Origin of the sequence: Micromonospora sp. NBRC 101691, assembly GCF_030269285.1 — a bacterium.
GTDB classification, from domain to species: domain Bacteria; phylum Actinomycetota; class Actinomycetes; order Mycobacteriales; family Micromonosporaceae; genus Micromonospora; species Micromonospora echinospora.
In genome coordinates this window covers 120,758-136,466 of the sequence record NZ_BSTB01000001.1, presented here as the reverse complement: position 1 = coordinate 136,466, position 15,709 = coordinate 120,758, and the positions used below count along the sequence as shown (strand labels likewise).

Below are 15,709 nucleotides of genomic sequence, written 5' to 3'. Positions count from 1 at the left end.
GCCGGGCGGCCACGGGGGGAGCCGCCCGGCGACGGCTGAATCGTACACGCGGCGGCGACTTTCGGACACCCCCGACCGGCGATTCGGCGTACGGACGCGGCGCGGTGACAATCGGCTTTCCGCCCGGTTGGCTCTCAGCCGGACATGCGAGGCTTGACACGCACCTCGTCGCCCGAGATCACGAACACGCTGTGGAGGACCGGTGGCCCAGCCGACCACGCCCGACCCGACCGCGACCGACGCCGCCCCGGCACCACCGAGCACACCCGCCGAGGACGCCACGCTGGTGGAGCGGGCGTTGTTCGAGATCAAGCGGGTCATCGTCGGGCAGGACCGGATGGTCGAGCGGATGTTCGTCGCCCTGCTCGCCCGGGGCCACTGCCTGCTCGAAGGGGTGCCGGGGGTGGCCAAGACCCTGGCCGTGGAGACCCTCGCCAAGGTCGTCGGCGGCTCGTTCGCCCGGGTCCAGTTCACCCCCGACCTGGTGCCCGCCGACATCATGGGCACCCGCATCTACCGGCAGTCCAGCGAGAAGTTCGACGTGGAGCTGGGACCGGTGTTCGTCAACTTCCTGCTCGCCGACGAGATCAACCGGGCTCCGGCGAAGGTGCAGTCGGCCCTGCTGGAGGTGATGAGCGAGCGTCAGGTGTCGATCGGTGGCGAGACCCACCGGGTACCGGACCCGTTCCTGGTGATGGCGACCCAGAACCCGATCGAACAGGAGGGGGTCTACCCGCTGCCCGAGGCGCAGCGGGACCGCTTCCTGATGAAGATCGTCGTCGGGTACCCGACGGACGCCGAGGAGCGGGAGATCGTCTACCGGATGGGGGTGGCCGCGCCCGTGCCGGCGCCGGTGTTCACCACCACCGACCTGCTCGCCCTGCAACGCAAGGCCGACCAGGTCTTCGTGCACAACGCCCTGGTCGACTACGCCGTCCGGCTGGTGCTGGCCACCCGTACCCCGGCGGAGCACGGGATGCCCGACGTCGCCCAGCTCATCCAGTACGGCGCGAGTCCCCGGGCGTCGCTCGGCCTGGTCCGGGCCACCCGCGCGCTGGCCCTGCTGCGCGGGCGGGACTACGCGTTGCCGCAGGACGTCCAGGACATCGCGCCGGACATCCTGCGGCACCGGTTGGTGCTCAGCTACGACGCGCTCGCCGACGACGTCCCGGCCGACCACGTCGTGCACCGGGTGATGTCGACCATCCCGCTGCCGTCGGTGGCACCCCGGCAGCAGGCGACGCCGCCGGCCGGGCCGCCGCCGGCCGGGCAGCCGAACGCCGGCCCGGCCCCGGGCGCCAACTGGCCCGGGCAGCGGCCGTGACCCCACCCGTCCGCCGGCCCTCCGGCGTCACCCCCGGACGGAGCGAGGCGGTCCTGTCCCGCCTGCAACTCCTGGTCACCCGGAAACTCGACGGCCTGCTCCAGGGCGACTACGCCGGTCTCCTGCCCGGGCCGGGCAGCGAGGCGGGGGAGTCCCGGGAGTACCGCCCCGGCGACGACGTACGCCGGATGGACTGGCCGGTCACCGCGCGGACGACGACGCCGCACGTCCGGCGTACGGTCGCCGACCGGGAGTTGGAGACGTGGCTCGCGGTGGACCTCTCGGCGAGCCTGGACTTCGGCACCGGGCAGTGGCTCAAGCGCGAGGTGGTGGTCGCGGCGGTGGCGGCCCTGGCACACCTGACCGTCCGGGGCGGCAACCGCATCGGCGCGGTGGTCGGCACCGGCGGTGCGCCATCCGCGCCCCGGCGGTGGGGCACGACGCCGCCCGCCGCGCCGGTGGTCCGGCGGTTGCCGGCCCGTAGCGGGCGCAAGGAGGCGCAGGGGCTGGTCCGCGCCGTCGCCGGCACCGAGATCGGGCCGGGCCGCGCCGACCTCGGCACCCTGGTCGACCTGCTCAACCGGCCGCCCCGGCGGCGGGGCGTGGCGGTGGTGATCTCCGACTTCCTCGCGCCGCCGGAGCAGTGGGGACGACCGGTCCGTAAGCTGCGGGTCCGGCACGACGTGCTGGCGATCGAGGTGGTCGACCCGCGCGAACTGGACCTGCCGGACGTGGGGGTGCTGCCGGTGGTGGACCCGGAGACCGGGGAACTGCACGAGGTGCAGACCGCCGATCCACGGCTGCGCCGCCGGTACGCCGAGGCGGCCGCCGCCCAGCGCGCGGCGATCGCCCGCGAGCTGCGGGCGGCCGGCGCCGCCCACCTGCGTCTGCGTACCGACACCGACTGGCTGCTGGACATGGTGCGTTTCGTGGCCGCGCAGCGGCACGCCCGCACCCGGGGGACGACTCGATGATCCGTATGTTGCAACCGTGGTGGCTGCTGACCCTGCTGCCCGTGCTCGCCGTCGCCGCGCTCTACGTCTGGCGGCTACGCCACCGTCGGGCGTACGCGATGCGGTTCACCAACGTGGACCTGCTGCGCACCCTCGCCCCGAAAGGGCTGGGCTGGCGGCGGCACGTCGCGGCGGTCGCGCTGCTGCTCTGTCTGCTGACGCTGGCCACCGCCACCGCCCGGCCGGCGATCGACACCCGGGAGCCGTTGGAACGGGCGACCATCATGCTCGCCGTCGACGTGTCGCTCTCCATGCAGGCCGACGACGTCGCCCCGAACCGGTTGCAGGCGGCCCAGGAGGCGGCCAAGCAGTTCGTCGGCGAGCTGCCGGAGACGTACAACCTGGGGTTGGTCTCGTTCGCCAAGTCGGCGAACGTGCTGGTGCCGCCGACGAAGGACCGCTCGGCGGTGAACGCGGCGATCGACGGTCTGGTGCTGGCCGAGGCGACCGCGACCGGAGAGGCGGTCTTCACCTGTCTGGAGGCGATCCGCTCGGTGCCGGCCGACGGCGCGGCGGGTATCCCGCCGGCCCGGATCGTGTTGCTCTCCGACGGGTTCCGCACGGCGGGCCGGTCGGTGGAGGAGGCCGCGGCGGCGGCGCAGGCGGCGAACGTGCCGGTCTCCACGATCGCCTTCGGCACCGACTCCGGGCAGGTGGAGATCGGCGGCCAGGCCCAGCGGGTGCCGGTGGACCGCCTGGCCCTGGCGGACCTGGCGGAGACCACCGAGGGGCACTTCTACGAGGCGGCCTCGGTGACCGAGTTGAAGCAGGTGTACCAGGACATGGGCAGCTCGATCGGGTTCCGGACCGAACCCCGGGAGATCACCCAGTGGTACGCGGGGGTGGCGCTGCTCTTCGCGCTGGCGGCGGCCGGCGCGAGTCTGCTCTGGACCTCCCGCATCCTCTGACCCCGGCTCCGCGTACGCCGGTGCGGGGCTGTCGTCGACGCGCTGACCAGGTGTCGACGGCGGTCCCGCCGGCGGGCGGCGACCGCGTCGGGAGCGGCGTTCCCCGCTGGTGGGGTCAGTGGCTGCCGCTGGCGAGGACGAAGAGGACCGCCACCCAGACGGCGGCGAGGGTGAAGCCCAGCGGGGCGACGTAGCGGCTCATGGACGCACTCCGGTGGCGACTCGACGGTCCGGCGGGACGCCGGTACCGGGGGAGGGGGACAGGACGCGCACACCAGTCGTGACCGGGGGGCTCCACCCGCGACCGCCCGGGAATCGGGCGGGTGACCGGCGCCCACGGCGGGATGGCCGGAGCGGCGGTGCGGAACGCGGGGAGCGGGAACGGGTCAGCTCAGGCTGAGTCGTGGCTCAGCGGAACTGACGGACGGCCCGGCCACGACTGGGAGGATCGCTATCTCGCACAGCGATCACCTCCAGCGGTCGACGGGGCCCGGAACGCGGATCATCGTACACCCGTGTCCGGTGTGGTTCCCGCCGGGCCGCGCCACGCGCGCGACCCCTCCCGGGTTCACGCTTACCTGCGGGTAACCCCTAGTCTCCAACCCGTCTGTGCAGTCGTTTTCGCGCAAGGGGGACTCGTGGCCCGTACCGTGCTGGTGACCGGGGGCAACCGGGGGATCGGCCTGGCCATCGCGCAGGCCTTCGCCAAGCAGGGCGACCGGGTCGCGGTCACCCACCGCTCCGGCGACGCCCCCGACGGGCTGTTCGGGGTCCGCTGCGACGTCACCGACTCGGCCTCGGTCGACGAGGCCTTCACCGCCGTGGAGGCGGAACTGGGCGGCGTCGAGGTGCTGGTGGCCAACGCCGGCATCACCGACGACACGCTGCTCATGCGGATGTCCGAGGAGCAGTTCACCCGGGTGCTGGACACCAACCTGACCGGGGCCTTCCGGTGCGCCCAGCGCGCCTCCCGCAAGATGCTCCGCGCCCGCTGGGGACGCATGATCTTCGTCTCCTCGGTGGTCGGCCTGTACGGCGGCATGGGCCAGGTCAACTACGCGGCCAGCAAGGCCGGTCTGGTGGGCGTGGCCCGGTCGATCACCCGTGAGCTGGGTTCCCGCAACATCACCGCCAACGTCGTCGCCCCCGGTTTCGTCGAGACCGACATGACCGGGGCACTGCCGCAGGAGCGGCGCGACCAGTACCTGGGCGCCATCCCGGCCGGGCGGTTCGCCGCCGCCGACGAGGTGGCCGGGGTGATCACCTGGCTGGCCGGCGACAGCGCGGCCTACGTCTCCGGTGCGGTCATCCCGGTCGACGGCGGCCTCGGCATGGGCCACTGACGCCGGCCACCCGCACCGACACAACGACGAGGAGATCCCAACATGTCCGGACTGCTGGCCGGTAAGCGGCTGCTGGTCACCGGTGTCATCACCGACGCCTCGATCGCCTTCTCGGTGGCGAAGCTGGCCCAGGAGAACGGCGCCCAGGTCGTGCTCACCGGGTACGGGCGGCTCTCGCTGGTCGAGCGGATCGCCAAGCGGCTGCCCCAGCCCGCTCCGGTGATCGAACTCGACGTCACCGACGCCGAGCAGCTCGCCGGCCTCCCGGACAGGGTCCGCGAGCACGTCGACGGCCTGGACGGGGTGGTGCACTCGATCGGCTTCGCCCCGCAGAGCTGCCTCGGCGGCGGCTTCCTCGACGCCCCCTGGGAGGACGTGGCGACCGCGCTGCACGTCTCCACGTACTCGTACAAGTCCCTGGCCATGGCGGCGCTGCCGCTGATGTCCCCGGGCGGCGCGGTGGTCGGCCTGACCTTCGACGCGACCAAGGCGTGGCCGGTCTACGACTGGATGGGCGTGGCCAAGGCCGGGCTGGAGTCCGCCTCCCGCTACCTGGCGGCGCACCTGGGCCCGAAGGGCATCCGGAGCAACCTGGTCGCCGCCGGCCCGCTGCGCACCATCGCGGCGAAGTCCATCCCCGGGTTCGAGCAGTTCGAGACCGCGTGGACCGAGCGGGCCCCGCTGGGCTGGAACCTGACCGACCAGGAACCGGCCGCGCGGGCCTGCCTGGCGCTGCTCTCCGACTGGTTCCCGGCCACCACCGGCGAGATCGTCCACGTCGACGGCGGGTACCACGCCCTCGGCGCCTGACCACGCCACACGGCCCCCCACTGTCGGCTGCGCCACAGTCGGGGGCCGTCCGCCGCGTGGAGGCGAGGGCCGTCGCGGGGCCGCCCCGGGGCCCGGGGGACAATGGGGGCATGGCGTACGACGCGGTGGTGCTGGTCTCCTTCGGTGGCCCGGAGCGGCCCGAGGACGTGGTGCCGTTCCTCCAGAACGTGACCCGGGGCCGGGGGATCCCGCCGGAGCGGCTCGCCGAGGTCGCCGAGCACTACCAGCACTTCGGCGGGGTCTCCCCGATCAACCAGCAGTGCCGTGACCTGCTCGCCGCCATCCGGGCCGACTTCGCCGCCAACGGGCTCGACCTGCCGGTGTACTGGGGCAACCGCAACTGGCACCCGATGCTCGCCGACACCGTCGCCCAGATGCGCGACGACGGGGTGCGCCGCGCGCTGGCGTTCGTGACCAGCGCGTACGGCGGCTACTCCTCCTGCCGGCAGTATCAGGAGGACATCGCCGCGGCCCGGGCCGCGGTCGGCCCGGACGCGCCCGTGGTCGACAAGCTCCGCCAGTTCTGGGACCACCCCGGTTTCGTCGAGCCGCACGTCGACGCGGTCCGGGCGGCGCTGCACCGGCTCGACCCGGCGAAGCGGGCCACCACCCGGGTGGTCTTCACCGCGCACTCGGTGCCCACCTCGATGGCGGCCACCGCCGGCCCGCACGGGGGCCGGTACGAGGCCCAGCTGCACGAGACGGCCCGGCTGGTCGCCGCGGCGGCCGCCCCCGACCTGCTGTACGACCTGGTGTGGCAGAGCCGCTCCGGCCCGCCGCACGTGCCGTGGCTGGAGCCGGACGTCAACGACCACCTCGGCAAGCTCGCCGGGGAGGGCGTCACCAGCGTGGTGGTCAGCCCGATCGGTTTCGTCTCCGACCACCTGGAGGTGGTCTGGGACCTGGACACCGAGGCCCTGGCCACGGCCCGGCAGCACGGCCTGGACTTCGTCCGGGCCGGCACCCCCGGCACCGACCCCCGGTTCGTGGCGATGGTCCGGGAGCTGGTCACCGAGCGGCTCGACCCGGACGCCACCGCGCAGCGACGGCTCGGGGAGGTGCCCTGCTGGGACACCTGCCCCACGGCGTGCTGCGTCCCCGCCCGCCGTCCCTGAGCCCGTCCGACCCGACCCACCCCTGAGGAACACGATGATCGAGCGGAAGCCGGTGGCCAGTTGGCTCACCGACATGGACGGCGTGCTGGTGCACGAGGGCCAGCCGGTGCCGGGCGCCCCGGAGTTCGTCAACCGGTTGCGCGCCTCCGGCAAGCCGTTCCTGGTGCTGACCAACAACTCCATCTACACGCCCCGCGACCTGGTCGCCCGGCTCAACCGGATGGGCTTCGAGGTGCCGGAGCACGCGATCTGGACGGCCGCGCTGGCCACCGCGCAGTTCCTGGCCGACCAGCGCCCCAGCGGCACCGCGTACGTGATCGGCGAGGCGGGGCTGACCACCGCGCTGCACGCGGTCGGGTACGTCCTCACCGACTTCGAGCCGGACTACGTGGTGCTGGGGGAGACCCGCACCTACAGCTTCGAGGCGATCACCAAGGCGGTCCGGCTGATCAACGGCGGGGCGAGGTTCATCTGCACCAACCCGGACGTGACCGGTCCGTCCGTGGAGGGGGCGTTGCCGGCGGCCGGTTCGGTCGCGGCGATGATCTCCAAGGCGACCGGGGTGGAGCCGTACTTCGTCGGCAAGCCGAACCCGATGATGATGCGCTCGGCGCTGAACACCATCGAGGCGCACTCGGAGAGCACCGCGATGATCGGCGACCGGATGGACACCGACATCCTCTGCGGCCTCGAGGCGGGGCTGGAGACCATCCTCGTGCTCACCGGCATCAGCACCCGGGCCGAGGCGGAGCGGTACCCGTACCGGCCGTCGCGGATCGTCAACTCGGTCGTCGACCTGATCGACGAGATCTGAGCCGCGCCCCGGCCGTGCGCCCCGCGCACCGGGCCGCAGGTCGTCAGGTTCAGGGTGTCCGGTCAGGGCCGCGAGCCGTCAGGGTGTCCGGTCAGGGCCGCAGCGGGGCGTTGCACGCGGCGACCAGGGCGCGCCGGCACGCGGTGGTCAGCGGGCGCAGGGCGGCGTCGCGCTGCTGGGCTTCGTACCCGTTGACCGCCCCGCCCGGTGCGGCGTGCTCGGCCAGCGCGAGCACCCGGTCGAGCACGGCGGCGCGGGCGAACAGCCGCCGCGACCGTGGGTCGAACCCGGGGGGCAGGTCGGTCGCGCCGTCCGGACGACGCAGCGCGGCCAGCGCCCCGGCCAGTTCGGGCCGCCACTGGGCGACGTCCAGCCGGGTCAGCGCGGCCGTGGTCTCGGCCAGCGCGACGGCGAGTTCCGCCTCCGCCTCGGCGGCACACGGCATCGCCAGCGAGGCGGCGGGGGCGTCGGCCGGCAGCGGGTAGAACCGCCACAGCACCGTCTCCCAGGTCATCCCCGAGCCGGAGGTGTGCGTGCGGACCTCCGGGATCAGGCCCAGCCCACCGGCGACGACCGCCTCACCGGCGAGCAGCGCCGCACCGGTGAAGTCGCCCGGACCGGGCAGCCCGCGCGGGTCGCCCGGCGCGGGCAGCACGAGTCGGATCTCGTCCGGGGAGAGCCGGGCCAGGGTGGGCAGGGCGTCGCGCAGCGGCACGTCCGTCCAGGTGCCCGGGGTGTCGGCGACGAGGTGTTCCTCGTCGCCGGCCACCGCGTCCGGCACCTCGTCGAACGGGACCAGTCCGGCGCGCCACGCGCGCACCCAGGCCACGAACCGGCTCGACCGGCGCGGAGCGAGAGTGACCGCGCCCGTTGCGGGAGACATGCAGAGAAGGGTACGTCGTGTCGGCGGCTCTGTCTCGACCGTCGCGGGGGCCGTACGGCCTGCCCCGTCTTGCCCCGTTTCAACCCGTGGTGACCCGGGCGACGGGCGGCGTGCCTGCGTCGTCCGACCCGGCCGGGCGGTTACCGTCACGACCATGGGGAGGCGATACGGCGAGGACGTGCTGGCGGGGGACTGGCGGCGGCGCAGGACGGTGCCCGAGGTGGACGCCGAACCCGACCTGGTGGTCGAGGACGCCGACTCGGGCTTCTGCGGCGCGGTGGTCGGCTTCGAGGCCGGTGCGGTGGTGCTGGAGGACCGACACGGCCGGCGACGCAACTTCCCGCTGCTGCCGGCGGCGTTCCTGCTCGACGGGAAACCGGTCACGCTGCGCCGGCCGACCCGCGCGCCGGTGCCGGCCGCCCGTCGCCGCACCGCCTCCGGCTCGATCGCCGTCGACGGGGTACGCGCCCAGGTGGCGAAGGCCAGCCGGATCTGGGTGGAGGGCGTGCACGACGCCGCCCTGGTGGAACGGATCTGGGGCGACGACCTGCGGATCGAGGGCGTCGTCGTGGAGCCGCTGGACGGCATCGACGCCCTCGACGCCGAGGTGCGCGCCTTCGCCCCCGGCCCGACCCGGCGGCTCGGTGTGCTCGTCGACCACCTGGTGCCCGGCTCGAAGGAGAGCCGCATCGTGGCCCGGGTCGACTCGCCGTACGTGCTGGTGACCGGGCACCCCTACGTCGACGTGTGGCAGGCCGTGAAGCCCGCCGCGCTCGGCATCCGGGCCTGGCCGGTGGTGCCGCCGGGCCGCCCGTGGAAGGAGGGGGTCTGCGCCGCGCTCGGGGTGGCCGAACCGGCCGACATGTGGCGGCACATCCTCTCCCGGGTCGACAGCTTCGCCGACGTGGAGACCCCGTTGATCAACGCGATGGAACGCCTCATCGACTTCGTCACCGACCCGCCCGCCGACCCCGACCGCTGACCGGGGCGGCGCTCGGGGCGCCGGCTGAGGTGGTAGCAGGGGTCCCTTGTTACCGCTTTTTGTCGTGCAGGGGTCCCCTGCTACCACCCCAGCCCCACCCCAGCCGCAGCCGCAGCCCCGGGCCCGGAGTCCGGGCGATCGTCAGGGCTCCTCGTCGGGGGTGCGGGTGAGGACGAAGGTCGCCACGTCCAGGGCCACCGTCCGGCCGCTGTCGTCGCGCAGCACGGTGAGTACCTCGCCGTCCTCCGAGCCGGAACAGCCCCGCCACCGGTCCGGCCCCTCGGGGGCGAAGCGGAGCGTCCGACCGCCCCGGCCGTACGTCACCAGGTGCCCCGCCTCGGCGTCCCAGGTGACGTCGGTCGGGTGCCCCATCCACCACCAGCGGCCGGTCAGCCCGGCCACCTCGGCCGGGGGCGGTGCGGCGGCGGGCCGCCACGGCGTCGTCCGGGCGGGCTCGGCGTCCAGCACGGTGGTCAGCACCTCCAGCCCGAGCGAGCCGATCCCACCGGCCCGGAAGTTGTACACGTTGGCGAAGCCGACGATGCCGGTGCGCGACGGGCGGTGCACCAGCAGGGCGGCGACGTAGCCGGGCATCGAGCCGCCGTGGCCGACGTACACCCGGTCGCCCTGACGGTAGAGCTCCAGCCCGAGGCCGTGGCCACCGCGCCAGGAGTCGAGGTCGCTGATCACGACGGGCGCGCACATCTCGGTCAGGCTGGTGGCGGCGAGCACCTCCGGTGCCGGGTCGGCGAGGAAGGCCGCCCAGGTGGCCAGGTCGGCGGCGGTGGCCCAGAGCTGGCCGGCGGGGGCCATCGCGCCGGTGTCGGTGCGGGGCTCCTCGCGGAGCGTGTCGTGCCAGGGGTGTACCACGTAGCCCCGGGCGAACGGCTCGGTGGCCTGGTACGTGGTGCGACGCATGCCGAGCGGTTCGAGGATCCGCTCCCGCAGCAGGTCGTACCAGCCGGTGCCGGTGAGCCGTTCGAGCACGCCGCCGAGCAGCCCGTACGCCAGGTTGGAGTAGTGGTAGCCCCGGTACGGCGGGTACGGGGTCTTGTCGCCGGTCAGCCCGGCGAGCAGGGCGGCCAGGTCGCCGCCCTCGGTGCGCTCCCACCACTGCCCGTCCGGCTCCCGTTGCAGGCCGCTGGCGTGGCCGAGGAGTTGGCGCAGGGTGAGCGTGCCGAGCGGGGTGCCGGGCAGGTGCCGGTCCAGGGGGTCGTCGAGGGCGAGCCGTCCCGCGTCGCGCTCCTGCATGACCAGCACCGCGGTCATGGTCTTGCTGATCGAGCCGATCCGGAACTGGAGGTCGACGTCCGGGCGGGGGTGATCGCCGGCGACGGCGAGGTGGACCAGGGCGCCGTCGCGGACCACGCCCGTCACCAGGGCGGGGACCCGGCCGGTGACCTGCGCCTCGGCCACGAGGCCGTCCACCCGACGAACGGTCTCCGGTAACAGGGACATGTCGCTCCTTCGGGGCGGGTACGGGACGTCGCCCCGAGCTTACTGATCTTCAAGGTGGGATACGGGTGCGCCGACGTGCCAGTATCGAAGACGTGGACGCGGTGGTGTGGATTGTGCTGGGTGTGGTGCTGGCCGTCGCCGAGATCTTCACGGCGACGCTGTTCCTGCTGATGTTCGCGGTCGGCGCGTTCGCCGCGGCCGGCGCGGCGGCGCTCGGCGCGCCGGTGGCGATCCAGGCCGTCGTCTTCGCGGCCGTGTCGGCGCTGACCGTCGTCGCGGCGCGGCCGACCATCCAGAAGCACCGCCGCTCGGCGGCCGAGAGCGGTGAGCAGCCGTTCGGGGTCGAGGCCCTGGAGGGGGCGACCGCGCTGGTGCTGGAGCGGGTCGACACCGACAGCGGACTGGTCAAGATCGACGGCGAGTTGTGGACCGCCCGGCCGTACGACGCCACCCAGGTGTTCGTGCCGGGCCAGCGTGTGCAGGTCATCCAGGTGCGGGGCGCGACCGCCCTGGTCTGGCAGGACGACGTCTCCCCGGGCGCGCTGCCCGGGTCGGAAAGGTGAACGTATGGAACTGGTGATCGCGGTACTGCTCATCGCCATGGCCCTGATCGGGGTGGTGGCGTTGGCGAAGGCGGTGCGGATCGTGCCGCAGCAGCGCCAGGACGTGGTGGAGCGGTTCGGTCGCTACCGGCGCACGCTGAACCCGGGCCTGAACCTCCTGGTGCCGTTCGTCGACGCGGTCCGGACCAAGGTCGACCTGCGCGAGCAGGTGGTCAGCTTCCCGCCGCAGCCGGTGATCACGTCGGACAACCTGGTCGTCTCGATCGACACGGTGCTCTACTTCAAGGTGGTCGACTCGGTCCGGGCCACGTACGAGATCTCGAACTTCCTCCAGGCGATCGAGCAGCTCACCGTCACCACGCTGCGGAACGTGATCGGCTCGCTGGACCTGGAGCGGGCGCTGACCAGCCGGGAGGAGATCAACCGGCACCTCTCCGGGGTGCTGGACGAGACCACCGGCCGCTGGGGCATCAAGGTGACCCGGGTGGAGATCAAGGCCATCGAGCCGCCGCCGAGCATCCGCGACTCGATGGAGAAGCAGATGCGCGCCGAGCGGGACCGCCGGGCGGCGATCCTCAACGCCGAGGGGCACAAGCAGTCGCAGATCCTCACCGCCGAGGGTGAGAAGCAGGCGGCGGTGCTGCGGGCCGACGGTGACCGGCAGGCGCGGATCCTCCAGGCCGAGGGTCAGGCGAAGGCGATCCGCACCGTCTTCGACGCGATCCACCAGGCCAACCCGAGCCAGAAGGTGCTCGCCTACCAGTACCTCCAGGCCCTTCCGCAGATCGCCAACGGCCAGGCCAACAAGGTCTGGATCGTGCCGGCCGAGCTGACCAAGGCCCTGGAGGGCATGGGCGGCGCGCTCGGTGGGCTGAGCCAGATGGTCGGGGACGCCCCGTCCCCGCAGGCCTCGTCCGGGGCGAGCGACGTGGAGCGGGAGGCGGCCGAGGCCGCGCAGGCCGCCGCGGCCGCCGCCCAGCAGATCCACGACGAGGTACGCGTCGCCGAGGCGCAGGCCACCGGCGGCAACGGTCCGCAGGGGCTGCCCGCGCCGGAGCCGGTCTCGCCGCAGAGTCTGCTCCAGGACCCGTCCGACCAGCGCGAACGGGGCTGACCAGGGCGAAGGGCACCGACCCCGAGTCCGGGGGCAAAAAGCGAATAGCACTCATACGGCGCTCCGGTGCCTGCCACGATCGGTGTTGAGGACCGATGGTGACCAGGTGCCGGGGCGCCGTACGCGTCTGCGGCCACCGGCCGGTCCGCCTCGCCGACCCTGCGGTCGGTGGGCCCGACCGGCCCCGGAGCAGAGCGAGGTGACGCATGAACGACCCGACGAGACCGGTTCGTCGCGCGGTGGTGCCCGGGGCGCACGACCCGACGGGGCCCCTCGGCTCCCGCCGCACCGGGGGTGGGTTCGGGGTGTTGCCCTTCGTCGTCGAGCCGACGCCGACCGGCCCGGCCACGAACGCCACCTGGGCCTGGTCGATGCGCCGGCTGGCCCGTGCGTCGGTGTGGCTGCTGCCGGCGTACGCGCTCCTCTACGGCACGGTGGCCCTGGCCAGTGACGGCGGAGTCGGCAACGACCCGTACCCCGCCGACGGTCGGCCGATCTACCTGGTCGGCTGGGTCGCAGCGGTCTGGGTGGGCCTGCTCGCCCTGCTGGCGCTGGCCGGTCTGCTGGTCACCACCCGCAGTCGCCGCAGCGCCGCGACCGGTCTGCTGGTGAGCCTCGCCGGTACGGTGCTGATGCTGCCGTTCGCCGGACTCACCGAGCAGACCCCGGTCTTCGGCACCACCGCCCGGAGCCTGGTGCTGATCGGGGCGACCTGCTACAGCGTCGGCTGGGCCCTGACCGGCTGGGCGGTCGCCCGCTCCGGGGTGTTCAGCATCGGCGACGGCGTCCTGCTGGTCATCGCCGCGCCCCTGCTCGGCCTCGGCGGTGCCCTGTTCGGCTCGTTGCAGACCTTCGGCGCGGTGTTCGCCCTGATCGCCGGGATCGGCATCGCCTACCGCGCGGGTCGACTGGTGCCGAAGCAGATCGTCCGGGACGCCGCCGCCGCGAGTCTCGCCACCCCGACGCCGCCGGCCGGCTCCCGATGAGCGGGGGACGAAACGGACACCGTCCGCCATCGGGCCCCAGACGGTGGAGCGGGTCCCGAGGGGTCGCCGTGAGTTTCCTGGCAACCCGCGCCGGACGGTGGGCGATGCGCGGAAGACCGCGTCAACCTGGGAAAATGCGTTCCCGATCGCTGGTGGGCCGGCTGGCCACCGTGCTGCTCTGCGGTGTCCTCGCCGGTCTCGTCCTGGCCGCCGCCGTGTTCCCCGGCAACCTGCTGTTCGGCCTGGCGGTGAAGTCGGCCAGCGAAGCCTGGGGCGGCCTGCCGCAGGAACTGCGGACCCCGACCCCCGCCCAGCGCACCGTCGTCTACGCGGCCGACGGGCGGACGCCGATCACCAGCTTCTACGACGTCAACCGGCGGGACGTGCCGTTGGCCGAGATCGCGCCGGTGATGCGCCAGGCGGTCGTGGCCGCCGAGGACCGGCGCTTCTACTCCCACGGCGGCGTGGACCTGCGCGGCCTGGCCCGCGCCCTGGTCAGCAACGCCAAGGAGGGGACCACGCAGGGCGCCTCCACGCTGACCATGCAGTACGTCCGCAACGTGCTCAAGAGCGACCCGGAGCGCACCGCCGAGGAGCGCCAGAGCGCGACCGAGGTGAGCGTCGGGCGCAAGCTCCAGGAGATCCGGTACGCCGCCGCGGTGGAGCAGACCCTCGACAAGGACGAGATCCTCGCCCGCTACCTGAACATCGCGTACTTCGGCTCCGGGGCGTACGGCATCGCGGCGGCCAGCGAACGGTACTTCAGCGTCACCCCGGCGGAGCTGACCCTCGCCCAGGCCGCCCTGCTGGCCGGGCTGGTGCAGTCGCCGAACGAGTACAGCCCGATCGACGGCGACCGGGACGCGGCCCTGGTCCGCCGTTCGTACGTGCTCGACTCGATGGTGGTCACCGGCGCGATCACCGCCGAGCAGGCGGAGCAGGCCCGCGCCGAGGAGTTGACGCTCGACCCGACCGAGCAGCCCAACGGCTGCACCGCGCTCTCCGGCGACCACGCCGACTGGGGCTTCTTCTGCGACTACCTGCGCAGCTGGTGGCTGGAGCAACCGGCCTTCGGCAGCACGGTCGCCGAACGCGAGCAGGCCCTGAACCGGGGCGGGTACACGATCGTGACCTCGCTGGACCCGGCGGTGCAGGCGAGCGCGTTGCGGCAGTCGCTGGCGGTCTTCGACGCCGACGAGCCCCGGGCGCTGCCGATCGCCGCGGTCGAGCCGGGCACCGGCCGGGTGCTGGCGATGGCCGTCAACCGGAACTACAGCCTCGCCGACAACCCCGACGGGCAGGACAACCGCCCGAACACGGTCAACCAGCTCGTGGCCGGCGGCGGGGCCATCGACGGCTACCAGGCCGGGTCCACGTTCAAGCTGTTCACCATGCTCGCCGCCCTGGAGTCGGGGCTGCCCCTGGACACCGAGTACTACGCGCCGACCCGGCTGGTCACCCGTCACCCGGCCGAGAACACGACGGCGGTCTGCGGTGACCGGTGGTGCCCGTCCAACGCCGACCCGGCCAGCATGAACGGCTACCGGACCATGTGGGACGGCTTCGGCCGCTCGGTGAACACCTACTTCGTCCGCCTCTCGGAGGAGGTCGGACCGGCCAAGGTGGTCGAGATGGCGGAGCGGCTCGGCATCCGGTTCCGTTCCGACCTCGACGAGAACCTGGCCCGCACCGACGCCGCCGACTGGGGGGCCTTCACCCTCGGCGTGTCGGCGACCACGCCGCTGGACCTGGCCAACGCGTACGCCACGGTGGCCGCCGAGGGCACGTACTGCGAGCCGCTGCCGGTGCTCTCGATCACCGGTCCGGACGGCACGAAGCTCCCGGCCGGGGACCCGTCCTGCCGGCGGGTGCTCGACGCCGACGTGGCGCGGGCGGCCACCGACGCGGCCCGCTGCCCGGTCGGCCAGGATCCCGCGTACGGCCGGTGCACCGGCGGCACCGCCACCACCGCCGACCGGATCGTCGGCGGTCGCCCGCTGGCCGGCAAGTCCGGCACCTCGGACCAGGACGCCGCCAAGTCGTTCGTGGCGTACACCCCGCAGGTCGCCGTCGCCGGCATCGCGGCCAACCCCGACGACCCGACCGACCGGGTGGGCATCTCGGCGCAGTCCGGTGTGGTGGGGGCGGTGGCCCGGGTGATCGACGTCGCCACCGAGGGTAAACCGGCTGTCGACTTCACCCCGCCGAGCCGGCGGATCGCCCTGGGCGAGGACGGCCAGGCGCCCCCGTCGTCCAGCCGCTCCGGACGGGACCTCGACCTGGACCTGGACCTGCGGGACTGGTTCGACCGGCTCGGGGGCGTGCCCCGCTGACCCGTGTGGTCCGCCGCCCCGGGCGGCCGGTGCTGGCCGCAC

General features: G+C 73.6%; 14 protein-coding genes. 12 read left to right on the top strand and 2 right to left on the bottom strand.

The features are described from left to right. Positions 1–202: 202 nt before the first annotated feature. From QSK20_RS00525 to QSK20_RS00495, 7 genes are all read left to right on the top strand, one after another. The gene (locus QSK20_RS00525; RefSeq protein WP_285786567.1) at positions 203–1,324 is read left to right on the top strand and encodes an AAA family ATPase; all 1,122 of its coding nucleotides are present in this window, start codon (positions 203–205) and stop codon (positions 1,322–1,324) included. After that, positions 1,303–2,298 (top strand): DUF58 domain-containing protein, encoded by a 996-nt coding sequence (locus tag QSK20_RS00520; protein WP_285787160.1) that lies wholly within the window; start codon positions 1,303–1,305, stop codon positions 2,296–2,298. The genes QSK20_RS00525 and QSK20_RS00520 overlap by 22 nt, the downstream gene beginning before the upstream one ends. Continuing rightward, positions 2,295–3,245, top strand: coding sequence for a VWA domain-containing protein (locus QSK20_RS00515; protein ID WP_285786566.1), 951 nt, complete (start codon positions 2,295–2,297; stop codon positions 3,243–3,245). The genes QSK20_RS00520 and QSK20_RS00515 overlap by 4 nt, the downstream gene beginning before the upstream one ends. Before the next feature lie 638 nt (positions 3,246–3,883). Continuing rightward, a complete protein-coding gene (gene fabG, locus QSK20_RS00510; RefSeq protein WP_285786565.1) occupies positions 3,884–4,588 on the top strand; it encodes a 3-oxoacyl-ACP reductase FabG in 705 nt (234 codons plus the stop codon). A 42-nt stretch (positions 4,589–4,630) separates the two neighbouring features. Next, positions 4,631–5,398: an enoyl-ACP reductase FabI gene (gene fabI / locus QSK20_RS00505; protein ID WP_285786564.1), complete on the top strand. Its 768-nt coding sequence runs from the start codon at positions 4,631–4,633 to the stop codon at positions 5,396–5,398. 110 nt (positions 5,399–5,508) lie between these two features. Then, the gene (locus QSK20_RS00500; protein WP_285786563.1) at positions 5,509–6,534 is read left to right on the top strand and encodes a ferrochelatase; all 1,026 of its coding nucleotides are present in this window, start codon (positions 5,509–5,511) and stop codon (positions 6,532–6,534) included. A 34-nt stretch (positions 6,535–6,568) separates the two neighbouring features. Beyond that, the gene (locus QSK20_RS00495; protein WP_285786562.1) at positions 6,569–7,348 is read left to right on the top strand and encodes an HAD-IIA family hydrolase; all 780 of its coding nucleotides are present in this window, start codon (positions 6,569–6,571) and stop codon (positions 7,346–7,348) included. A 91-nt stretch (positions 7,349–7,439) separates the two neighbouring features. On the opposite strand, the gene QSK20_RS00490 is transcribed toward QSK20_RS00495, so the two are convergent. After that, on the bottom strand, positions 7,440–8,231 hold the full coding sequence (locus QSK20_RS00490) for an Rv1486c family protein (RefSeq protein ID WP_285786561.1): 792 nt from the start codon (positions 8,229–8,231) through the stop codon (positions 7,440–7,442). Positions 8,232–8,385: 154 nt separating this feature from the next. Between QSK20_RS00490 and QSK20_RS00485 the strand changes: the two genes are divergently transcribed. Continuing rightward, a complete protein-coding gene (locus QSK20_RS00485) occupies positions 8,386–9,213 on the top strand; it encodes a DUF3097 domain-containing protein (RefSeq protein WP_285786560.1) in 828 nt (275 codons plus the stop codon). A 141-nt stretch (positions 9,214–9,354) separates the two neighbouring features. On the opposite strand, the gene QSK20_RS00480 is transcribed toward QSK20_RS00485, so the two are convergent. Then, positions 9,355–10,671, bottom strand: coding sequence for a serine hydrolase domain-containing protein (locus QSK20_RS00480; protein WP_285786559.1), 1,317 nt, complete (start codon positions 10,669–10,671; stop codon positions 9,355–9,357). A gap of 92 nt (positions 10,672–10,763) precedes the next feature. Here QSK20_RS00480 and QSK20_RS00475 point away from each other — a divergent pair, with 92 nt between their 5' ends. The 4 genes from QSK20_RS00475 (at position 10,764) to QSK20_RS00460 (ending at position 15,667) form a co-directional block, all read left to right on the top strand. Then, entirely contained in the window at positions 10,764–11,234 is a 471-nt protein-coding gene (locus QSK20_RS00475) for an NfeD family protein (RefSeq protein WP_285787159.1), read from the top strand. 4 nt (positions 11,235–11,238) lie between these two features. Beyond that, the gene (locus tag QSK20_RS00470; RefSeq protein ID WP_285786558.1) at positions 11,239–12,348 is read left to right on the top strand and encodes an SPFH domain-containing protein; all 1,110 of its coding nucleotides are present in this window, start codon (positions 11,239–11,241) and stop codon (positions 12,346–12,348) included. Between the two features lie 206 nt (positions 12,349–12,554). Then, positions 12,555–13,334, top strand: a complete 780-nt coding sequence (locus QSK20_RS00465) for a hypothetical protein (protein ID WP_285786557.1) — start codon at positions 12,555–12,557, stop codon at positions 13,332–13,334. A gap of 134 nt (positions 13,335–13,468) precedes the next feature. Further along, a complete protein-coding gene (locus QSK20_RS00460) occupies positions 13,469–15,667 on the top strand; it encodes a transglycosylase domain-containing protein (protein ID WP_285786556.1) in 2,199 nt (732 codons plus the stop codon). Positions 15,668–15,709 lie beyond the last annotated feature (42 nt).